Genomic DNA, 20,829 nt, shown 5'->3' on the forward strand with positions numbered 1-20,829 from the left:
GATCGTGTGACTTCGACAGAAAGGGACGGATAACCGGTGTCGACGCCGTTCTATGTCTCCCCCCAGCAGGCCATGGCCGACCGGGCGGAGTACGCCCGCAAGGGCATCGCGCGCGGCCGCAGCCTGGTCGTGATGCAGTATGCCGACGGCATCGTGTTCGTCGGTGAGAACCCGTCCCGTGCGCTGCACAAGTTCAGCGAGATCTATGACCGGATCGGTTTCGCGGCGGCCGGCAAGTACAACGAGTACGAGAACCTCCGCATCGGCGGGGTCCGCTACGCCGACCTGCGGGGCTACACCTATGACCGGGACGATGTGACCGCCCGCGGCCTGGCGAACGTGTACGCCCAGACGCTGGGCACGATCTTCTCGAGTGCGGCCGAGAAGCCGTACGAGGTGGAGCTGGTGGTCGCCGAGGTGGGGGAGACCCCGGAGGGCGACCAGATCTACCGTCTGCCGCACGACGGATCGATCGTGGACGAGCACGGCTCGGTGGCGGTCGGTGGCAACGCGGAGCAGATCGGCAGTTTCCTGGACCAGCGCCATCAGGATGGGATGAGCCTCGCGGAGGCGCTGAAGCTGGCGGTCCAGGCGCTGTCCCGGGACACCAACGGCAGCGAGCGGGAGATCCCCGCCGAGCGCCTGGAGGTCGCGGTGCTGGACCGTACGCGTCCGCAGCAGCGGAAGTTCAAGCGGATCGTGGGCCGTCAGCTCTCCCGGTTGCTCCAGGCGGACGGCGCGAAGACCGTCGCGGAAGCCGAAGCCGAAGCCGAAGCCGAAGCGGAGGCGGAGGCGGAGGCCGAGTCCTCCGAGAACGAGGAGTGATCCCGCGTCACGCTCCGCCAGGGGCGTGACGCCGTAGTGGTGCGGCGCCGCGCGCCCCGGCCCTTTCCGGCCGGGGCGCGCGGCGCTGTGCGTGGGGCGGGTGGCCGTGGTGTCTTCAGGGGCCTGGCAGCGCCGTGGAGCCCCGTACGACGAGTTCGACGGGGATGTCCCCCTGTTCCGGCGCCCGGCCGTCCAGGACGGCGAGGAGGGCCTGCATGCCCCGTTCGCCGAAGAGTTCCGCGTCGAGGCGGACGGTGGTCAGCTCCGGGTCGAGGGCCGTGGCGAGGGCGAGGTCGTCGAGGCCGGTGACGGAGAGCTCCTCGGGGATGCGCAGGCCGAGGCGCCGGGCTGCCTTGTAGGCGCCGGCGGCGAGTTTGTCGTCGTCGCAGACGAGGGCCGTGGGGCGGGGGCCGGGGGCGGCCAGGGCGGCTTCCGCGGCGGCGAGGGCGCCTTCGATGCAGATGGGCGCGCGAGTGGTGCGCAGGGTGGTGCCGGGCGCGCTGGTGAGGCGTGCGGCCAGTTCCCGTGCGCGTATGCGGAAGGTCCAGGACGGGATGTCGGCGGCGAGGTGCAGGAAGCGGCGGTGGCCGAGGGCGAGCAGATGGTCGGCGACCTGGCGTACGCCGTCGGCGATGTCGAGGTTGACGGTGGCGGCGCCGAGACTGCCGTGCGGGTCGCTGTCGAGCATCACGAGGGGGAGCTGGTCGCCGCGGATGACGGAGAGGGCGTCGGCGGCCATGGAGGAGGCGATCACGCCGTCGAGGGCCGCCTGTGCGGAGTGGAAGGGGTCCCTGGCGGGGCCGACGCCTTCGGGGGAGGGGTAGAGGACGACCCCGAAGCCGTGCTGGGCGGCGATGCGTGCGGCTCCGGTGTAGACCCCGGCGAAGAACTCGGTGGTCAGGGCGGGGACGACGAGGAGGACGGTACGGGTGCGGCCGAGGCGGAGGTTGCGCGCGGCGAGGTTGGGCCGGTAGCCGAGTTCCCGGGCGGCCTGGCGCACCCGTTCGGCGGTGGCCGCGGAGACGCGTCCGCGCCATTTGTCGCCGAGGACCAGGGAGACCGCGGCCTGGGAGACGCCGGCGGCCTGGGCGACATCGCGGCTGGTGGGTCGCGTGCTACCTGGTGCCACCGTGGGCCTGCTCTTTCGTCTGGACTCGTGGACAGCGCACATGGTACGTATGGCGAGCGAGGTTATACGTACAACGTCATCCGGGACCGACCCGGAAGCGGCCCCGGAAAGTACCCGAACGGGCTAGGGCAGAGCCCGGAATCGGCGCGGATGCGGCCCGGGGAGTGCCCGGACGGGGCGCGGAGACGGCTCGCGGGAGCGCGCGGAGGCCGTGCGCCGAGGACACGGAGAGAGGGCGGGATGGCCGCGGGTTATCTGGAGATCCTGAGGGCGAAGCACGCCGCGCGTCTGCTCGTCGGGACGCTCGTGGGCCGGCTGCCGAACGCCACCGCGGCGATCGCGGTGGTGCTGTTCGTGCGCGCCGAGGGCGGTACGTACAGCCTCGCGGGCGCTCTCGCGGCGGTGTACGGGGTGGCCAACGCCGCGGGGCAGCCGCTGCTCGGCCGGCTGGTCGACCTGCGCGGTCAGCCGCGCGTCCAGCTCCCCGCCGCGCTCGTCTCGGCCCTCGCCATGACCGCCTTCGCGCTGGCGGGCCTGGAGCCGCGCGTGGTGGCGTACACCGCGATGGCGGTCGCCGGGCTGTTCACGCCCCCTCTGGAGGGCGGTCTGCGGGCCCTGTGGCCGGGGGTGCTGCGCCGGGAGGAGCAGGTGCACACCGCGTACGCGATGGACGCGGTCGCCCAGGAGGTGATGTTCACCGTCGGGCCGCTGCTGGTGACGCTGTGCGCGTCCCTGTGGTCGGCCCGGGTCGCGCTCGTCGTGCTCAGTGCCGTGGGGGTGCTCGGCGCGCTGTCGGTGGTCGTCTCGCCGCCGTCGCGTGCGTGGCGGTCGGCGCCGCGCGCCGCGCACTGGCTGGGCGCCCTGCGCTCGCCGGGGCTGCTGGCGCTCCTCGGGGCGTTCCTGTTCGTCGGGATCGCGCTCGGTTCCATCACGGTGGCGGCGGTGTCGTACGCCGACGGTCACGGCGGGGACGCGGTGTACGGATGGCTGATGGCGGGGCTGGGGCTCGGCGCGCTCGCCGGGGGCACGCTGTACGGGGCGCGGCAGTGGCGCGGCACGCCGGAGCGGCGACTGCGCGTACTGGTGGGTCTCCTGGCGGTGTGTTATCTGCCGCTGGTGTCGGTGCCCGGTCCGGTGGCCATGGTCCTGCTGACGGTGCTGGCGGGGGTCTTCCTCGCACCGTGCCTCGCCTGCGCGTTCATCATCGTGGACCGGCATGCGCCGAGGGGGACGGTCACCGAGGCGTTCTCCTGGCTTGTGACGACTTTCACAGTGGGAGCGTCGGTCGGCACGGGCGTGACCGGGCCGGTGGTGCAGGCGGGCGGGGCCCTGTGGGGGTTCGCGGTGCCGGGTGTCGCGGGGGCGGTGTCGTTGCTGGTCCTGCTGCTCACCGGGCGGGTCCTGGCAGCTCCTGCGGAGGGTGTGGTGGGTGCGGCTTCATCGGAAAATGATCCAAACCGTGTGGTCGAACCCCGTTTCAGTTCGGGGGATCGGGCGTAATGTTCACTCATGGACCGCCGCATTTTCGGGCTGGAGAACGAGTACGGCGTCACGTGCACGTTCAGGGGACAGCGCCGCCTGTCGCCTGACGAGGTGGCGCGGTACCTCTTCCGCCGTGTCGTGTCATGGGGCCGCAGCAGCAATGTCTTTCTGCGCAACGGCGCCCGCCTCTATCTCGACGTGGGTTCACATCCGGAATACGCGACACCCGAATGTGACAACGTGATCGAACTCGTCACCCACGACAAGGCAGGCGAGCGCATTCTCGAGGGTCTGCTGGTCGACGCCGAGCGCCGCCTGCATGAGGAGGGAATCGCGGGTGACGTCTACCTCTTCAAGAACAACACGGACTCGGCGGGCAACTCCTACGGTTGCCACGAGAACTATCTGGTGGCGCGGCACGGGGAGTTCTCCCGGCTCGCGGACATCCTGATTCCGTTCCTGGTCACACGGCAGCTGCTGTGCGGCGCCGGCAAGGTGCTGCAGACCCCGCGGGGCGCGGTCTACTGCGTGAGCCAGCGCGCCGAGCACATCTGGGAGGGCGTCAGCTCGGCGACCACGCGTTCCCGGCCGATCATCAACACGCGGGACGAGCCGCACGCCGACGCCGAGCGCTACCGCCGGCTGCACGTCATCGTCGGCGATTCGAACATGTCCGAGACGACGATGCTGCTCAAGGTCGGCGCCACCGATCTCGTGCTGCGCATGATCGAGGCGGGCACGGTGATGCGCGACCTCACCCTGGAGAACCCGATCCGGGCCATCCGCGAGGTCAGCCATGACATCACGGGCCGCCGCAAGGTGCGCCTGGCGAGCGGCCGCGAGGCCTCCGCGCTGGAGGTCCAGCGCGAGTACTACGAGAAGGCCGTGGACTTCTGCGAGCGCCGCGGCATCCGTACGGGGACGGTCGAGCAGGTCCTGGAGCTGTGGGGCCGTACGCTGGACGCGATCGAGTCGGAGGACCTGGACCGGATCGGTACCGAGATCGACTGGGTGATGAAGTACCAGCTCATCGAGCGGTATCGCGCCAAGCACAACATGACGATGTCGCATCCGCGGGTCGCGCAGATAGACCTCGCCTATCACGACATCCACCGTCGTCGCGGCCTGTACTACCTGCTGGAAAAGAAAGGCCAAGCCGCCCGGATCTGCAATGACTTGAAGATCTTCGAGGGCAAGTCGGTCCCCCCGCAGACCACTCGGGCGCGGCTGCGCGGCGACTTCATCCGGCGTGCGCAGGAACAGCGCCGCGATTTCACGGTCGACTGGGTGCATCTCAAGCTGAACGACCAGGCGCAGCGGACCGTGTTGTGCAAGGACCCGTTCCGTTCGGTCGACGACCGGGTGGAGAAGCTGATCGCCGGAATGTGAGCGACGCGTTCCCGCTGACAGCCGGAACGCAACGCGGGCGCCGTACGTTTGCCGTGCGGCGCCCTTCGCACGCCGTAGAGTTGCGCGCACGCCAACCGTCAAGATCGACCGATACGAGGCCCCATCGTGCGCCGACGCTCGCTGCTTTTTGCCACTCTGCCCGCCGGACTGGTCACGCTCGCCGGATGCGGCGACAGCGGATCCGGAAAGAGCAAGACCGGCACCAGTCCGTCCCCCTCGGCCTCGGCTCCGTCCGCCGCGCCGCCGCCGAAGATCGTCGAAGGGCCGCTGCCGGCGATCACCGCCGGAGCCAAGTTCGACGAGAAGCCGACCGTGGCGAAGGGCTCCGGCTCCCCGTCCAAGGACCTGGCGGTCAAGACGGTGATCGCGGGCGGCGGCACGACGGTCGCGGAGAACGATTACATCCAGGCGAACTACCTGGGCCAGACCTGGGACACGGCGAAGGTCTTCGACAATTCCTACGACCGCAAGACGCCGCTGGTCATCCAGCTCGCCCAGGGCGGCATCATCGACGGCTGGCGGTACGCGCTCCAGGGCAAGAAGGTGGGCAGCCGGGTCCTGATGGCCGTGCCTCCGACCTGGGGCTACGGCGCGCAGGGCAACCCCCAGGCGGGCATCAAGGGCAGCGACACGCTGGTGTTCGTGGTGGACATCAAGAACTCGTTCAACGCGAAGAGCTCCGCCAAGGGCAAGGCCGTGGCGCAGAACGACGCGAACCTGCCGAAGGTCGGCACCAACACCGACGGCAAGGCCCCGTCCATCGACGTCCCCAAGGTGAAGGCTCCCACGGGCCTGGTCGCGAAGTACGTGATCGAGGGGGACGGCGACCAGGTCGCGGCGGACAGCACCGTCCTCGTGCAGTACAAGGGCGTGCTGTGGGACACCGGCAAGGAGTTCGACTCGACGTACGGCCGCGGGCAGCTGACGTCGTTCTCGTTGCAGCAGGTCGTCAAGGGCTGGGCCGAGGGCCTCACCGGCAAGAAGGTGGGCAGCCGGGTCCTGGTCGTCGTCCCGCCGAAGCTGGGATACGGCGACAACCCGCCCCAGGGCAGCGGCATCAAGAAGGACTCCACGCTGGTCTTCTCGGTGGACATCCTGGCGAAGATGTAGCCCGCGCGGTGATGTCAGAATGTCGGTCTTGCCGCAACGGCTTCAACCCCAACCAGCAGGAGTTTTTGACGTGAGCATCGAGAAGCCCGAGATCGACTTCCCGGGCGGCGAGCCGCCGGCCGACCTCGAGATCCAGGACATCTGGGAGGGCGACGGTCCGGAGGCGAAGGCGGGCGACACCGTCTCCGTCCACTACGTGGGCGTGGCCTTCTCCACCGGTGAGGAGTTCGACGCGTCCTGGAACCGCGGCGCCCCGCTGAACTTCCAGCTCGGTGTCGGCCAGGTCATCAAGGGCTGGGACCAGGGCGTGCAGGGCATGAAGGTCGGCGGCCGCCGCCAGCTGATCATCCCTCCGCACCTCGCCTACGGCGACCGGGGCGCCGGCGCCCGCATCAAGCCCGGCGAGACGCTGATCTTCGTCTGCGACCTGGTCGCGGTCTGAGCCGAGCCCTGACCGCGGGCGCCCGCTCGGGTCCGGGACCGGCCGAGCGGTGTTCCGGGCCCGGTCCGGGACGGGCGGCACCGTCACAGGGGGCATGACGTTCGCCGCTCCCGGTGCGCTCCCGCCCGTCAGGGGCGGGCGGGAGCCGGATCCTCGTCTCCGAGGCCCGGAGGGGGTCCCGGACCCACGGCCGGGGAACGGCACCGCGCCAACCCGGACCCGGACGGGTTCCGGGCCCGCCCGGAGCGGTCCGGCACGGGCGCGGCCGAGGCGCCGCGGGCGATCGGAACCGATCAACTTGCGCCCATGCCCGTGCGGGCATGGGCGCTCGGCTTTGCCCTGCCCCGTGCGAGCGGTACGGTCGTTGATCGTAAGCACCATAGGGGAGGCGAAGGGCGTCGATGGCCATTGCCAAGGCCGAGCGGCTGATGAACCTGGCGCTGTGTCTGCTCGGGACGCGGCGGGCGCTCAGCAAGCGTGAGCTGCGCGAGTCCATCGAGGCCTACCTCGAGGCGGGGTCGGACGACTCCTTCAACCGGATGTTCGAGCGCGACAAGGACGATCTGCGCGAGCTGGGCCTGGTCATCGAGACCGTGGAGAACCTGGACGCCGAGATCGGCTATCTCGCCCGCCATGACAGCAACCGGCTCCCGCCCATCACCCTCGACGCCGAGGAGGCCGCCGCTCTCGGGCTCGCCGCCAAGGTGTGGCAGCAGGCCCGGCTGGCCGGTGCGGCGAGTGGCGCGCTGCAGAAGCTGCGCGCCGCGGGCCTGCCCGAGGACGTCGACCCGTACGAGGTCCATGGCGCCCTGGAGCCCCGTATCCCCGTGCACGAGGCCGCCTTCGAGCCGCTGATGCTGGCCTGCCGCGACCGCCGCCCCGTCGTCTTCGAGTACCGCAAGGCCACCGCTGCCCGCCCCGAGCCGCGGCACGTCGAGCCCTGGGCGCTGGAGTGCTGGCGCGGCCACTGGTATCTGGCCGGCTGGGACCGTGACCGGGGCGCGGAGCGTGTCTTCCGGCTGTCCCGGATCACCGGCAAGGTGCGCAGCCGCGGCGGCGGCTTCACCGTACAGATGCCGGACGTGGTCACGGTCCGTGAGACCGTCGCGAGCTGGGCGGGGGAGACCGCGGACCGCTCGGCCCGGATCCGGCTGCGTACGGGCGCCGGGTACCCCCTTCGGGCGAAGGCCACCTCGGTACGGGAACTCGGAGACGGCTGGGACGAGTTGGAGATTCCGTACGGGCACGGCCTCGATGCCTGGCTGGTCGAGTTCGGGCCCGATGTGGTGGTCCTGGAGCCCGCCGAGCTGCGGGCCGACGTGGTGGACCGGCTGCGTGCCGTGGCCAAGGGCTGAGAAGGGACGGAGCACAGTGGCAGCCAAGCCGGCCAGATCCGCGAACGCCATCGACCAGACCCGGCGGATGCTCTCCCTGGTGACCTACCTGCGGGAGCGCCCCGGTGCGCGTATCGAGGACGTCGCCCGGGCCTTCGGGATCACCGAGGACGAGCTGGTCTCGGACCTCGATGTGCTGCCCATGTGCGGCACCAGCTTCCGCGGCGGCGATCTGCTCGACATCGACACCGACGGTGAGCGCATCTGGTGGCACAACCCGGCCGCCCTCGGGGCGGAGGCCGCCGAGCCCCTGCGGCTGGCCGCCGACGAGGCGACCGCGCTGCTCGTCGCCGCGCGGGCGGTGGCCACCCTGCCCGGACTGCGCGAGAGCGACCGGCAGGCACTGCTGCGCGCCACCGCCAAGGTGGAGACCGCCGCCGGTGAGGCCGCGGGCGCCAGTTCACGCCTGTCGGTGACGTTCGAGTCGGAGGGCGGTGTCTTCGCGGACGTCGACCGTGCGATCTCCGAGCGCCGCCGGCTGTGGATCCGCTACTACTCGCCGGCCCGTGACGAGGTCACCGAGCGCGAGATCGACCCGATCCGCCTGGTCAGCGTCGGCCACACCTATGTGGAGGCGTGGTGCCGCCGCTCCGAGGCGCGCCGTACCTTCCGGCTCGACCGGGTCGCCGAGATCAGGATCCTGGACGAGCCGTCGGCGCCGCCGGAGGTGGAGCTGCGGGATCTGTCGGAAGGGCTCGTCCAGCCCGCCGCCGAGGACCCCGAGGTGGTCGTCGAGGTCGGCCCGGGCGGGCGCTGGGTCGCCGAGTACTACCCGCACGACAGCGCGGAGGAGCTGCCGGACGGCGGGCTGCGCATCACCTTGCGGACCCCGGACCCGGCGTCGCTGCGACGGCTGGCGCTGCGGCTCGGGCGGGACGGCCGGATCGTGTCGCCGCCGGACCTCGCGGAGAGCGCCCGCCGGGCGGCCGGTGAGGCGCTCGGGGCGTACGACGGGCCGGACGGAGTTCAGGACGGGCTGTACGACAGGCAGGAGCAGGGGCTGTGACCACGTCGGCGATGTCTGGTGCGTCGGAGCAGTCGGGTGCCTCGGCCGGTGCGCCGCAGGCGCCCGGGGCGGCGGAGATGTCGGTGCGGACGGCGTTCGCCGGCATGCGACGGGTGGCCGACGTGGTGTTCAGAGCCGGGTGCCCGGACTGCCGGGCCCGTTTCGAACTGGGCGCGAGCGCGTTGCGGCTGGCGATCGGCGCCAGCAGCAGGACGACGTTCTACTCCTTCACCTGCCCCGAGTGCGGCGCGTCCGTGCGCAAGCCGGCGGGGGAGCGCATCGTCGAACTCCTCACCGGCGGCGGGGTGCGGACGCTCCGGCTGCACTCGACGGTCTAGGCTCGGGTCCATGTTCTGGCCGATGCTGGCGATCGCCCTGGGGTTCCTGGGGCTCGCGATTCTGGGTGTGCTCGCGGTCCGGGTCTTCCTGGAGGCAGAGCGCCTCGGGCGGCAGGTCGCCGACTCCGCGCGCCGTATCAACCGCGCCGCGGACGAGCTGGAACGGGCGGCGGTGGGCGCCGCGCAGGCCGCGGACCGGATATGAGGCGCCCCAAGGATTACGCAATCAGTCACTTCGCCCTGTCTCGTTGCCACCATGGACCGGTACCCTGCTGATCGCGGCCCGGAGAACGAGGCGCGGTCCGCAGACCGGGAGTACGCACAGGGATTGCCTCGCGTTCACCCCTGAGCGTTACGATCGCTGACACGGAGGTCGGACGCATGTCCGACTGATCGGACAGCACCCCCACCCAAGCCGCCTCGGTGAGAAGGTAAAGACTTATGTTCGGAAGGCTCGGCGCTCCCGAGATCATTCTCATCCTCGTCGTCATCGTCCTGCTGTTCGGCGCGAAGAAGCTTCCGGACATGGCGCGCTCCCTCGGCAAGTCGGCGCGCATCCTGAAGAGCGAGGCGAAGGCGATGAAGGAGGACGGCAAGCCGTCCGCCCCGGCCGGCCCGCCGAACGACGAGCAGCCCTCGGCCCAGCGCACGATCCAGGCCGCGCCCGGCGATGTGACCAGCTCCCGCCCGGTCAACGAGCCGACGGACACGACCCAGCGCTGAGGTGAGGACCGGAGACCTCCGGTCCACTGCATGAGATGAGGATGTGGGTTGCTCACGTCTGCCCGCAAACAGGAGAAGGACGCCGAGGGGCGGATGCCCCTCGCAGACCACTTGCGTGAGCTGCGCAACCGGCTCGCCAAGGCGGTCCTGGCCGTCATCCTGGTCACGATCGTCGCGGCCTTCTTCTACAACGACATCATCAACTTCCTCACCAAGCCGATCCTCGACTCGGTCGGCTGCGGGAAGACCTTCGAGGAACTGGCGAAGTCCTCCGACCACGGCCAGCAGTGCGCGCGGATCACGATCAACGGCCTGCTCGCGCCGTTCACCCTGGCGCTGCAGGTCTCGCTGATGGCCGGCGTGGTGTTCGCCTCGCCGGTCTGGCTGTACCAGCTCTGGGCGTTCGTCGCCCCGGGTCTGCACAAGCACGAGAAGAAGTACGCCTACGGGTTCGTCGGCACCGGCGTCCCGCTCTTCCTCGGCGGTGCCTACTTCGCGTACAAGGTGCTGCCCACCACCGCGAAGGTACTGATCGGCTTCACACCGTCCGGCGTGGACAACCTGCTGCCGCTCGACGAACTGCTCCAGCTCGTCACGCGCATGGTGCTCGTCTTCGGTCTCTCCTTCGAGCTGCCGCTCCTGCTGATCATGCTCAACCTCACAGGTGTGCTCTCCGGCAAGCGCATGCTCGGGTGGTGGCGCGGCATGATCCTCGGCATCACGGTCTTCGCGGCCTTCGCCACCCCCAGCACCGACCCGCCGACGATGCTGGCACTCGCCGTACCGATCTGGGTGCTGTACTTCGGAGCGGTCGTCTTCGCCCTGCTGAACGACCGGCGAAAGTCCCGTGCCGAGGCGGCGGGCCCCAGCCCTGACGAGGCGTCCGACCTGGACCTCACACCGGAGGACATCGACGGGGTCGAGAGCGTCACCGCGAGCCGGGCGCTGCCGGAGTCGTCGAGCACGGACCGGGTCAACGGATACGACGATGTGACGTGACCGCCCGGACGCGGTGCGTGGAGTGCTGACCGAGGCCGTGGGCCCGCCGACGAGACCGGCGGGCCCACGGCCGTCCGCACTCCCGCGGAGTCCGCGATCCGGATAATGATCGTCGTGTTGTCAGTGGTGCCCGGTACGCTCGAAAGCACGATGACACAGGACCTCTCACCGGCCGAGCGGTATGCGGCAGCACGCAGGCGCGCCGCCGAGCAGGCCACCGCGCTCGCCTCCTTCCGCGAGATGTACGACTTCGGCCTCGATCCCTTCCAGATCGAGGCCTGCCAGGCGCTCGAAGCGGGCAAGGGCGTTCTGGTGGCCGCGCCCACCGGCTCCGGCAAGACGATCGTCGGCGAGTTCGCCGTCCACCTGGCCCTGCGCCAGGGCAAGAAGTGCTTCTACACGACACCCATCAAGGCCCTGTCGAACCAGAAGTACTCCGACCTGTGCCGTCGCTACGGCACGGAGAAGGTCGGCCTCCTCACCGGCGACAACAGCGTCAACGCCGACGCCCCGGTGGTCGTGATGACGACAGAGGTCCTGCGGAACATGCTGTACGCGGGCTCCCAGACCCTCCTCGGCCTCGGCTATGTGGTCATGGACGAGGTGCACTACCTCTCCGACCGCTTCCGCGGCGCCGTCTGGGAGGAAGTGATCATCCACCTGCCCGAGTCGGTGACGCTGGTGTCGCTGTCGGCGACCGTCTCCAACGCCGAGGAGTTCGGCGACTGGCTCGACACCGTCCGCGGCGACACCGAGGTGATCGTCTCCGAGCACCGGCCCGTGCCGCTGTTCCAGCACGTGCTGGCCGGCCGCAGGATGTACGACTTGTTCGAGGAGGGCGAGGGCCACAAGAAGGCCGTCAACCCCGACCTCATGCGCCTGGCCAGGATGGAGGCCACCCGCCCGTCGTACCAGGACCGCAGACGCGGCCGGTCGCTGCGCGAGGCCGACCGCGAGCGGGAGCGCAGACAGCGTTCCAGGGTGTGGACGCCGAGCCGGCCCGAGGTGATCGAGCGGCTCGACGCCGAGGGCCTGCTGCCCGCGATCACGTTCATCTTCAGCCGGGCCGCCTGCGAGGCCGCCGTCGAGCAGTGCCTGTACGCGGGCCTCAGGCTCAACGACGAGGAGGCCCGGGAGAAGGTGCGGGCGCTCGTCGAGGAGCGCACCGCCTCCATCCCCGCCGAGGACCTGCACGTGCTCGGCTACTACGAGTGGCTGGAGGGCCTGGAGCGCGGTATCGCCGCCCACCACGCGGGCATGCTGCCGACGTTCAAGGAGGTCGTCGAGGAGCTGTTCGTCCGGGGCCTGGTGAAGGCGGTGTTCGCCACCGAGACCCTCGCGCTCGGCATCAACATGCCCGCCCGCTCCGTGGTGCTGGAGAAGCTCGTCAAGTGGAACGGCGAGCAGCACGCCGACATCACCCCCGGCGAGTACACCCAGCTCACCGGTCGGGCCGGCCGCCGCGGCATCGACATCGAGGGTCACGCGGTCGTGCTGTGGCAGCGCGCCATGAGCCCCGAGCACCTCGCCGGCCTGGCGGGCACGCGGACGTATCCACTGCGCTCCAGCTTCAAGCCGTCGTACAACATGGCCGTGAACCTGGTCGAGCAGTTCGGCCGGCACCGCTCCCGTGAACTGCTGGAGACGTCCTTCGCGCAGTTCCAGGCCGACAAGTCGGTCGTCGGCATCTCGCGCCAGGTGCAGCGCAACGAGGAGGGGCTGACCGGCTACAAGGAGTCCATGACCTGCCACCTCGGCGACTTCGACGAGTACGCGCGGCTGCGCCGCGAACTCAAGGACCGCGAGACGGAGCTGGTCCGGCAGGGCGCGGCCCAGCGGCGCGCCGAGGCCGCCGTCGCCCTGGAGAAACTCAAGCCCGGTGACGTCATCCATGTGCCGACCGGCAAGTACGCGGGCCTGGCTCTGGTGCTGGACCCCGGACTTCCCGCCGGCCGGGCGGGCGGCAACCGCGGCCTGGAGTACCACGACGGCCCGCGCCCGCTGGTCCTCACCGTCGAACGGCAGGTCAAGCGGCTGGCGTCGATGGACTTCCCGGTGCCCGTGGAGGCGCTGGAGCGGATGCGCATCCCGAAGTCGTTCAACCCCCGCTCGCCGCAGTCCCGACGCGACCTCGCCTCCGCCCTGCGCACCAAGGCCGGGCACATCCCGCCGGAGCGGCAGCGCAAGAAGCGCTCCGCGGCCGCCGACGACCGCGAGATCGCCCGGCTGCGCACCGCCCTGCGCTCCCACCCCTGCCACGGGTGCAACGAGCGTGAGGACCACGCCCGTTGGGCCGAGCGCTACCACCGCCTGATGCGCGACACCTCCCAGCTGGAGCGCCGTATCGAGGGCCGGACGAACACCATCGCCCGCACCTTCGACCGCATCGTCGCCCTGCTCACCGAGCTGGACTACCTGCGCGGCGACGAGGTGACCGAACACGGAAAGCGCCTCGCGCGGCTGTACGGCGAACTGGACCTGCTGGCCAGCGAATGCCTGCGCGAGGGCGTCTGGGAGGGGCTCGCCCCGGCCGAACTGGCCGCCTGCGTCTCGGCGTTGGTGTACGAGGCCCGGGTGGGGGACGACGCGATGGCGCCGAAGCTGCCGTCCGGCAGGGCCAAGGCCACACTCGGCGAGATGGTGCGCATCTGGGGCCGGCTCGACGGCCTGGAGGAGGAGTTCCGCATCAACCAGTCCGAGGGGGTGGGCCAGCGCGAGCCCGACCTGGGCTTCGCCTGGGCCGCCTACATGTGGGCGAGCGGCAAGGGCCTCGACGAGGTCCTGCGCGAGGCCGAGATGCCGGCCGGTGACTTCGTGCGCTGGTGCAAGCAGGTCATCGACGTCCTCGGCCAGATCGCGGCGGCTGCGCCCGTCGAGGGCTCCACGGTGGCGAAGAACGCGCGCAGGGCGGTCGACAGCCTCCTGCGCGGTGTCGTCGCCTACTCCTCGGTGGGCTGAGCGGCCACACCCGGCAGGGCAGGCCACCGGCCGGCCCACGCCCTCGGGCGGCGTCCGGACCACCTGAACGAGACGGTCCGGACGCCGCCCGTCGCCTGGGGGAGCCGTCCGGGGTGGTCCGCCGGGGGCCGTGCGGCGTCCGGAAGAGTCGCTCGGGGCGGTTCGGGGGCCGCGTGAGGTCCGGGAGGCCGGCCGGCGTCCGGAAGGGCTGTTCCACGTTCCGGGCAGCCGCTCGGGGTGGCGGTCTGTGGGGCCGCCCGATGCGCGGGGGAGCCGCCCCGGGGTGGTCCGGGAGGCCGGCCGGCGTCCTGAAAGGCTGCCCGTCGCTTCGGACAGCCGCCGGGCAGCCCTTCGGTCAGCGGTCGAGATAGGCCCGCCAGCCCCCGTACGCCGTGATGTCCTCGGCGTCCTTCAGGGCGGCGGGCTCGCACAGGAAGCCCGGGACCCGGCTGCCGTCGGCGAGTTCCACACTGCCCAGGGCCATCGGCCGGGGCAACTCGGCGAGCAGGCGGCCGAGGCCCTCCGCCGGCAGACGCCACACCTCCGTCTCGATCGCGGCACCTCCCGCACCGACCCGGACCAGGCCGGGCTTGGGCGGCGCGGTCGACAGGGCGTGCAGCCGGTAGACGGGTGCGGTCGTCGTCGTACGGTCCCGGCGGGCGCCCAGCGCGAGGAGCTGCGGGTTGAGGGGCTGCCCCGACAGATGGGCGCCGACCACCGCCAGCCGGGTCTCCGCTCGCAGCAGGCCGGCGACCCGGGCCAGCCGCTCGTCCGTGAACGCCGGACCGATCAGCATCACACCGAAGGGCAGCCCGCCCACCTCGCCCGCGGGAACGGCGACCGCGGCCAGGCCGAAGAGATTGGTGGAGTTGGTGAAGCGGCCGAGGCGGGCGTTCACGCCCAGCGGGTCGGCGGCGACCTCGGCGAGGGTCGGGTGGCCCGGGGCGGTGGGCAGCATCAGCGCGTCCGCGTCGCCCAGTTCGGCGAGGGCCCGGGCGCGCAGTGCGGCGAGCCGGTCCAGGTCGGCGAAGAGCCGGTGGGCCGGGATACCGCGGGCGCGGGCGATGATGCCGGCGACGGCCGGATCGAGCCCGCCCCCGCCATCGGCGATCACCTTGTCGACAAAGGCCCCCACGGCCGTGTACCGCTCGGCGACGAACGCGCCCTCGTACAGCAGGGCCGCGGCCTCGGTGAAGGGGGTGAGGTCGAGGACGCGCACCTCGGCGCCCGACGCGAGGAGCTGCCGTACCGCCGCCTCGTACGCCTCGCCCCAGCCGTCGTCCAGCTCGCCGAGCCGCTCGCGGTCCGCGACCGCGACACGCCACGGGCCGGGGGCGCGCCCGGGCGGGGCGGGCAGCTCGTGGGCGGGCGCCGCCGCCATGTGCGCCAGCGCCCGCTCGGCCTCCGGGAGGGTGCGGGCGAACACCGTGACGCAGTCGAGCGAGGCACAGGCCGGGACGACTCCGGTGGTCGGGACCAGGCCGCGGGTGGGCTTCAGCCCGACGATGCCGTTGAACGCGGCCGGAACCCGGCCCGAACCGGCGGTGTCCGTGCCCAGGGCGAAGTCGACGACGCCGAGGGCCACCGCGACGGCCGAGCCGGAGCTGGAACCGCCGCTGATCCGGGCCGGGTCATGGGCGTTGCGGACGGCGCCGTAGGGGGACCGGGTGCCGACCAGACCCGTGGCGAACTGGTCGAGGTTCGTGGTGCCCAGCACGATGGCGCCCGCCGCCCGCAGCCGGGCGACGACCGGGGCGTCGGCCTCGGGCCGGTACGCGTACGCCGGGCAGCCCGCCGTGGTGGGCAGGCCCGCGACGTCGATGTTGCCCTTCACGGCGAAGAGCAGCCCGGCCAGCGGGAGCCGCTCGCCGGCGGCCACCCGCTCGTCGACGGTCCGCGCCTGAGCCTCGACCTCCTCGCGCGGGCGCAGGCCGATCCAGATCTCGGGGCGGTCCACGGCCTCGATCCGGGCATAGGCGTCGCGGATCCGGGACTCGGTGGGGGACATCGGTGCTCCTTGTGTCGCGGCTCAGTGGGCGGCGGGGGCCAGGACGACCAGCGCCGTCCCCGCCTCCACCTGGTCGCCCGGACTCGCCAGGACCTGTGTCACCACGCCGTCCATCGGCGCGTGCACCCTGGACTCCATCTTCATCGCCTCCAGCGCCAGCAGCGGCTGTCCCGACGTCACCCGGTCCCCCGGTGCGACGAGCAGGTGCCACACGGACGCGGCGAACTCGGCCTCGACCAGCCGCCCGCCCGCCGGGAGCGCGACCTCGGTGGGGGCGGGCGCCGGCGCGGCCACCGCCTCGGCCCGGGCGAACTCGCCCGCCGCCTCCCAGGCGTCGCGTTCCGCGGCGAACGCGGCACGCTGGCGGGACCGGAACGCGGCGATCGCCTCGGCGTTCTCCGCGAGGAACGCCCGGTGCCGGGCCAGGGAGAACTCGCCCTCCTCGATCCGCGGGACGAAGCGGCCCGAGGTGATGTCCGCGCGCAGCTCCAGCAGTTCGTCCGCGTCCACCGGGTACCACCGGATGCGGTCGAAGAACCGCAGCAGCCAGGGTGAGCCGGGCTCGAACGCGCCCCGCTGCCGCCATCCCGACCACACCTGTGTCGTACGGCCCACGAACTGGTAGCCGCCGGGGCCCTCCATGCCGTAGACGCACAGGTAGGCCCCGCCGATGCCGACCGAGTTCTCGGCGGTCCAGGTGCGGGCCGGGTTGTACTTCGTCGTGACGAGGCGGTGGCGCGGGTCCAGGGGGGTGGCCACGGGCGCGCCGAGGTACACATCGCCCAGGCCCAGGACCAGGTACTCCGCGTCGAAGACGGTGCGGTACACGTCCTCGACCGAGTCCAGGCCGTTGACCCGGCGGATGAACTCGATGTTCCACGGGCACCAGGGCGCGTCGTCACGGACGCCCGCCATGTAGCGGGCGATGGCCTCGCGGGTGGCCGGGTCGTCCCAGGACAGGGGGAGATGGACCGTCCGGGACGGCACGACCAGGGCGTCGGTGGGCGGCAGGGCCGCGACCAGCTCCCGTACGGCGGCCAGCAGGTCCCGCTGCGGGAGTCGGGCCGGGTCGGTTCGGACCTGGAGGGAGCGGATGCCGGGCGTCAGGTCCGTGACGCCGTCCAGCGAGGCCCCGGACACCGCCTCCATCAGCGCGTGCACCCGCATCCGCAGCGCCAGGTCGAGCTGCATCGGCCCGAACTCGACCAGCAGGTTGTCGTCGCCGCTGCGGCGATAGGTCACATCGCCGTCCCGGGCCAGCACCCCGCCGTCCACGATCGTGGGCCGCGGCCCTCCGTCGTCGGCCAGCGGCGTGAAGCGGACCGTGTCGCCGGGGCGGAGCTGGCCGAGCTTCCAGCGCTCGCCCGTCGCCACCGTCGCCGGGCAGACGAACCCGCCGAGCGAGGGGCCGTCCGGGCCGAGCAGGACCGGCATGTCTCCCGTGTAGTCGACGGCGCCGACCGAGTACGGGGTGTCGTGGATGTTGGAGGGGTGCAGGCCCGCCTCCCCGCCGTCCGGACGGGCCCAGCGCGGCTTGGGACCCACCAGGCGGACGCCGGTGCGCGCCGAGTTGAAGTGGACCTTCCACGGCGCGGCGTAGAAGTCGTGGATGTCGTCCTCGGTGAAGAACTCCGGTGCCGCGTGCGGGCCTTCCAGGGCGCCGAGCAGCCAGGTCGAGCCGAAAACGGGGCGGTTGGCCGGCGGGACCGGGCTGCCCGCGGTCACCGCGCCGCCGTGCAGGACGTCACCCGTGCGCAGCGCCCGGCCGCCGTGGCCGCCGAACCGGCCCAGGGTGAAGGTGCCGGAGCTGCCCAGGAACGTCGGGACGTCCAGGCCGCCGCCCGCGAACAGCACATAGGTCCGCAGGCCGTGCTCGGCGGGTGCCCCGATCTCCAGTACGGCGCCGGCGGGCACGGTCACCGGCTCCCACTGGGGGACCGGTGCGCCGTCGACCGTCACGGATGCCGGGGCGCCCGTGACGCACACGGTCGTGGGGTGGGTGCAGCGCAGCGCCGGCCCCTGGAGCGTGCACTCCAGCCCGGGCGCGCCGGCCGGGTTGCCGAGCGCCTGGTTGCCGAGCCGGAAGGACAGGTCGTCCATCGGGCCACTCGGCGGTACGCCCACCTGCCAGTAGCCGGTGCGGCCCGGCCAGTCCTGGACGGTGGTGAGTGTCCCGGCCGACAGGACCTCGATGCGCGGGGTGGGGTCGGTGACGGCGGCGAGGGTCGCCGTGGAGTGGGCGGCCGTGCGGACGTCCCGGTCGGTGAGGGCCGCCCGCACCAGTCCCAGGTTGGTCTCGATGCCGTCGACCCGGGTCCGGGCCAGGGCCTCGTCCAGCCGTCGGAGCGCCTGCTCCCGGTCCGGTCCGCGGGCGACCACCTTGGCGAGCAGGGGGTCGTAGGCGGTGGTGACCTCGGTGCCCGTCTCCACCCAGCCGTCCACCCGGACGCCGCGGGGGAACTCGACGCGGGTCAGCAGGCCCGCGCTGGGCCGGTGGCCGCGCGAGGGGTCCTCCGCGTACAGACGGGCCTCGACGGCATGGCCGCGGGGCGGCCCCGGGTCCCGTACGACGTCCCGGTCGCCGCGCGCCAGCCGCAGCATCCAGGCGACGAGGTCCACCCCGTAGATCTCCTCGGTGACCGGGTGCTCCACCTGGAGGCGGGTGTTGACCTCCAGGAAGTACGCCTCCTCGCGGGCCGCGTCGTACACGAACTCCACGGTGCCGGCCGAGCGGTAGCCCACCGACGCGCACAGGTCGCGCGCCGCCGCGGCCAGTCGGGCGCGCACCCGCGCGGGCAGCCCGGGCGCCGGTGCCTCCTCCACCACCTTCTGGTTGCGGCGTTGCAGGGAGCAGTCGCGGTCGCCGAGGGTGACGACGCGGCCCCGGCCGTCGCCGAAGACCTGCACCTCGACATGGCGGGCGTGCTCGACGAGCCGTTCCAGGAAGACGCCCGGGGTGGTGAACGAGGCGGCGGCCACCCGCTGCACCCGCTCCCACGCCTCGGTCAGTTCGGCGGCGGAGCGGCAGGCCGACATGCCGATGCCGCCGCCCCCGCCGGTCGCCTTGAGCATCACGGGATAGCCGATCGCGGACGCCTGACGGAGCGCCTCGTCCAGACCGGGGAGCAGGCCCGTGCCCGGCGCCAGCGGGACGCCCGCCGCCTCGGCGGCCGCGCGCGCCGTGTGCTTCGCGCCGAACAGCTCCAACTGCTCGGGTGTGGGCCCGACGAACGCGATCCCCGCGTCCTCGCAGCGACGTGCGAACACCGCGTCCTCGGACAGGAATCCGTACCCGGGGTGGATCGCGCCGGCGCCCGTGTCCTTGGCGGCCTTCAGCACCAGGTCCGCATCGAGGTACGACTCCTTCGCGGGCGCGGGGCCCAGCCGCACGGCCTGGTCGGCGAGGCGGACGTGGGGCGCCGAGCGGTCCGCGTCGGAGTACACCGCGACCGTGCGCAGGCCGAGTTCGCGGGCGGTGCGGATGACGCGGACGGCTATCTCGCCCCGGTTGGCGACCAGCAGGGTCCCAAAGCTCATACGGCGGCCCCGATCGTCATCTCCACCGCGGTCGGCTCGAAGCCGTTGCAGGGGTTGTTGATCTGGGGGCAGTTGGAGACCAGGACCAGCACGTCGCGTTCGGCGCGCAGGGTCAGGGACAGCCCCGGGGCCGAGATGCCGTCGACGATGCCGAGGGTTCCGTCCTTCTCCACGGGCACGTTCATGTACCAGTTGACGTTGGAGACCAGATCGCGCTTGCCGAGGCCGTACCGGGCGCCCTCCGCGAGGAAGTTGTCCACGCAGGCGTGCTGCGACCAGGTGTGGTGCCCGTACCGCAGGGTGTTGGACTCCTTGGAGCAGGCACCGCCGACCGTGTCGTGCCGGCCCACTTCGTCGGCGACGACGGTCATCAGGGCGGTGTGCTCGTTGGAGAGCAGCACGCTGCCGGTGGTCAGGAAGATGTTCCCCTGCGCGTGGATCGTGTCGGGGGCGCTGTAGCGGACGGCGGTGTCATGGGCGTCGTACACGAGGAAGTCGACGGCCTGGTTGCCGTGCAGGTCGGTGATGGTCAGTGTCTCGCCGGTGCGGACGACGGCCGACCAGGCGGCGCGGGCAGGGACGACGGTCTTCATGCGAGCCCCCTCGCGGTGAGGAATTCGGCGGTGTTGAGGAAGGCGCGGCGGCCCTCCGGGGTGGCCTCCCACAGCGGGTCGCCGGGGCGTGTCGCCGCCGAGCGCCAGGCGAGGACCTCCAGGGGGGTGCAGACGTAGTCGGGGCGCGGGTCGGCCGGGTGCGGGACATTGGCGAGGAGCACCGTGACGTCCTGCTCGGCGCGCAGGGTGACGCTGCCGCCCGGTCCGCTGGAGCCCGTGAAGTCGAGGGCGCCGTCGGCCCGGACCGCCACGCCCTGGAAGAACGACAGCGAGGGCGGCAGATCACGGGGTTCCAGGCCGTTCTTGGCGGCGGCCAGCTTGAACAGCTCGCGTCCGGCGGGGGACGCGGACTGCGGGGCGCCGTCGCCGTAGCGCTGTGTGGTGCGTACGAGGGTGGAGGTGCCGCACAGCGCGTCGTGCCGGCCGGAGGTGTCGGTGACCACCGAGGCGAGCACCCGGCCCTGGTCGGACAGCAGCAGCTTTCCCTCGCCGAGGTAGGCGTTCCACTGCACCTTGACCGTGTCGGCGACGTTCAGCCGCTCCCAGGGGCGGTCGGCGGCGTACAGCAGGAGGTGGGCGCAGGCGTCACCGTGCGAGTCGGTCAGACGCAGCTCGGTGCCGCGGGCCAGGACCCGGTGGGTGTAGTTGCCGCCGGCGACGGTCTCCGCCCACACCAGGTGGCCCGCCGCGCAGGGCGGTGCCGGCCAGGCGCTCGCGGGTACGACGGGCATGGACTCGGCTCGGGTGCCCTCCTGCGCCCGCGCGTGATCGCGGGCTCCGTAGGTGGTCGCTGTCGCCATCGCGGGACCTCCGGGTGATCCGGTGACTGGGGGATCCGGTGACTGCTCCGGGTT

At 72.1% G+C, this 20,829-nt stretch carries 17 protein-coding genes; 12 read left to right on the forward strand and 5 right to left on the reverse strand.

The window, feature by feature from the left end; all coding sequences use genetic code 11:
- Window positions 1-36: 36 nt before the first annotated feature.
- Window positions 37-825 carry a proteasome subunit alpha gene (gene prcA / locus ACWD5Q_RS17110; RefSeq protein ID WP_451427807.1) on the forward strand — a complete coding sequence of 263 codons (789 nt, stop codon included), beginning with the start codon at window positions 37-39 and terminating at the stop codon, window positions 823-825.
- 115 nt (window positions 826-940) lie between these two features.
- Here prcA and ACWD5Q_RS17115 read toward each other — a convergent pair whose 3' ends face one another.
- Window positions 941-1,954 (reverse strand): LacI family DNA-binding transcriptional regulator, encoded by a 1,014-nt coding sequence (locus tag ACWD5Q_RS17115; RefSeq protein WP_451427808.1) that lies wholly within the window; start codon window positions 1,952-1,954, stop codon window positions 941-943.
- A gap of 240 nt (window positions 1,955-2,194) precedes the next feature.
- On the opposite strand from ACWD5Q_RS17115, the gene ACWD5Q_RS17120 reads away from it, so the two are divergent.
- The 11 genes from ACWD5Q_RS17120 (at window position 2,195) to ACWD5Q_RS17170 (ending at window position 13,816) form a co-directional block, all read left to right on the forward strand.
- Window positions 2,195-3,454: an MFS transporter gene (locus tag ACWD5Q_RS17120; RefSeq protein WP_451427809.1), complete on the forward strand. Its 1,260-nt coding sequence runs from the start codon at window positions 2,195-2,197 to the stop codon at window positions 3,452-3,454.
- A 9-nt stretch (window positions 3,455-3,463) separates the two neighbouring features.
- Window positions 3,464-4,825, forward strand: coding sequence for a Pup--protein ligase (pafA, locus tag ACWD5Q_RS17125; RefSeq protein ID WP_451427810.1), 1,362 nt, complete (start codon window positions 3,464-3,466; stop codon window positions 4,823-4,825).
- A gap of 126 nt (window positions 4,826-4,951) precedes the next feature.
- Complete coding sequence (locus ACWD5Q_RS17130) at window positions 4,952-5,956, forward strand: FKBP-type peptidyl-prolyl cis-trans isomerase (RefSeq protein WP_451427811.1); 1,005 nt, start codon at window positions 4,952-4,954, stop codon at window positions 5,954-5,956.
- A gap of 70 nt (window positions 5,957-6,026) precedes the next feature.
- Complete coding sequence (locus tag ACWD5Q_RS17135; protein ID WP_451427812.1) at window positions 6,027-6,398, forward strand: FKBP-type peptidyl-prolyl cis-trans isomerase; 372 nt, start codon at window positions 6,027-6,029, stop codon at window positions 6,396-6,398.
- Window positions 6,399-6,799: 401 nt separating this feature from the next.
- Window positions 6,800-7,753, forward strand: a complete 954-nt coding sequence (locus ACWD5Q_RS17140) for a helix-turn-helix transcriptional regulator (RefSeq protein ID WP_451427813.1) — start codon at window positions 6,800-6,802, stop codon at window positions 7,751-7,753.
- A gap of 16 nt (window positions 7,754-7,769) precedes the next feature.
- Window positions 7,770-8,798: a helix-turn-helix transcriptional regulator gene (locus ACWD5Q_RS17145; protein ID WP_451427814.1), complete on the forward strand. Its 1,029-nt coding sequence runs from the start codon at window positions 7,770-7,772 to the stop codon at window positions 8,796-8,798.
- An 11-nt stretch (window positions 8,799-8,809) separates the two neighbouring features.
- Window positions 8,810-9,136, forward strand: a complete 327-nt coding sequence (locus ACWD5Q_RS17150; RefSeq protein WP_451427815.1) for a hypothetical protein — start codon at window positions 8,810-8,812, stop codon at window positions 9,134-9,136.
- A 10-nt stretch (window positions 9,137-9,146) separates the two neighbouring features.
- Complete coding sequence (locus ACWD5Q_RS17155) at window positions 9,147-9,341, forward strand: hypothetical protein (RefSeq protein WP_451427816.1); 195 nt, start codon at window positions 9,147-9,149, stop codon at window positions 9,339-9,341.
- 236 nt (window positions 9,342-9,577) lie between these two features.
- A complete protein-coding gene (tatA, locus tag ACWD5Q_RS17160) occupies window positions 9,578-9,859 on the forward strand; it encodes a Sec-independent protein translocase subunit TatA (RefSeq protein WP_451427817.1) in 282 nt (93 codons plus the stop codon).
- A gap of 48 nt (window positions 9,860-9,907) precedes the next feature.
- Window positions 9,908-10,858: a twin-arginine translocase subunit TatC gene (tatC, locus tag ACWD5Q_RS17165; RefSeq protein WP_451427818.1), complete on the forward strand. Its 951-nt coding sequence runs from the start codon at window positions 9,908-9,910 to the stop codon at window positions 10,856-10,858.
- Between the two features lie 105 nt (window positions 10,859-10,963).
- Entirely contained in the window at window positions 10,964-13,816 is a 2,853-nt protein-coding gene (locus ACWD5Q_RS17170; RefSeq protein ID WP_451427819.1) for a DEAD/DEAH box helicase, read from the forward strand.
- Window positions 13,817-14,171: 355 nt separating this feature from the next.
- On the opposite strand, the gene atzF is transcribed toward ACWD5Q_RS17170, so the two are convergent.
- Genes atzF through ACWD5Q_RS17190 form a run of 4 tightly spaced genes read right to left on the reverse strand, consistent with a single transcriptional unit; the run spans window position 14,172 to window position 20,775 of the window.
- Window positions 14,172-15,824, reverse strand: coding sequence for an allophanate hydrolase (gene atzF, locus ACWD5Q_RS17175; protein ID WP_451427820.1), 1,653 nt, complete (start codon window positions 15,822-15,824; stop codon window positions 14,172-14,174).
- Window positions 15,825-15,845: 21 nt separating this feature from the next.
- Window positions 15,846-19,361, reverse strand: coding sequence for a 5-oxoprolinase/urea amidolyase family protein (locus ACWD5Q_RS17180; protein WP_451427821.1), 3,516 nt, complete (start codon window positions 19,359-19,361; stop codon window positions 15,846-15,848).
- Window positions 19,358-19,954 (reverse strand): urea amidolyase associated protein UAAP2, encoded by a 597-nt coding sequence (locus ACWD5Q_RS17185; protein WP_451427822.1) that lies wholly within the window; start codon window positions 19,952-19,954, stop codon window positions 19,358-19,360. Before ACWD5Q_RS17185 ends, ACWD5Q_RS17180 begins: the two co-directional genes overlap by 4 nt.
- Window positions 19,951-20,775 carry an urea amidolyase associated protein UAAP1 gene (locus tag ACWD5Q_RS17190; protein ID WP_451427823.1) on the reverse strand — a complete coding sequence of 275 codons (825 nt, stop codon included), beginning with the start codon at window positions 20,773-20,775 and terminating at the stop codon, window positions 19,951-19,953. The genes ACWD5Q_RS17185 and ACWD5Q_RS17190 overlap by 4 nt, the downstream gene beginning before the upstream one ends.
- Between the last annotated feature and the right edge of the window lie 54 nt (window positions 20,776-20,829).

The sequence above is a fragment of the Streptomyces sp. NPDC002513 genome, from assembly GCF_053595355.1.

Bases quoted from the DNA above. Each gene is read 5' to 3' on its own strand.
- ACWD5Q_RS17140 (WP_451427813.1), top strand. From the start codon at position 6,800: ATGGCCATTGCCAAGGCCGAGCGGCTGATGAACCTGGCGCTGTGTCTG.
- ACWD5Q_RS17185 (WP_451427822.1), bottom strand. From the start codon at position 19,954: ATGAAGACCGTCGTCCCTGCCCGCGCCGCCTGGTCGGCCGTCGTCCGC.
- ACWD5Q_RS17155 (WP_451427816.1), top strand. From the start codon at position 9,147: ATGTTCTGGCCGATGCTGGCGATCGCCCTGGGGTTCCTGGGGCTCGCG.
- ACWD5Q_RS17190 (WP_451427823.1), bottom strand. From the start codon at position 20,775: ATGGCGACAGCGACCACCTACGGAGCCCGCGATCACGCGCGGGCGCAG.
- atzF (WP_451427820.1), bottom strand. From the start codon at position 15,824: ATGTCCCCCACCGAGTCCCGGATCCGCGACGCCTATGCCCGGATCGAG.
- ACWD5Q_RS17170 (WP_451427819.1), top strand. From the start codon at position 10,964: ATGATCGTCGTGTTGTCAGTGGTGCCCGGTACGCTCGAAAGCACGATG.
- ACWD5Q_RS17180 (WP_451427821.1), bottom strand. From the start codon at position 19,361: ATGAGCTTTGGGACCCTGCTGGTCGCCAACCGGGGCGAGATAGCCGTC.
- ACWD5Q_RS17120 (WP_451427809.1), top strand. From the start codon at position 2,195: ATGGCCGCGGGTTATCTGGAGATCCTGAGGGCGAAGCACGCCGCGCGT.
- tatA (WP_451427817.1), top strand. From the start codon at position 9,578: ATGTTCGGAAGGCTCGGCGCTCCCGAGATCATTCTCATCCTCGTCGTC.
- pafA (WP_451427810.1), top strand. From the start codon at position 3,464: ATGGACCGCCGCATTTTCGGGCTGGAGAACGAGTACGGCGTCACGTGC.
- ACWD5Q_RS17150 (WP_451427815.1), top strand. From the start codon at position 8,810: ATGTCTGGTGCGTCGGAGCAGTCGGGTGCCTCGGCCGGTGCGCCGCAG.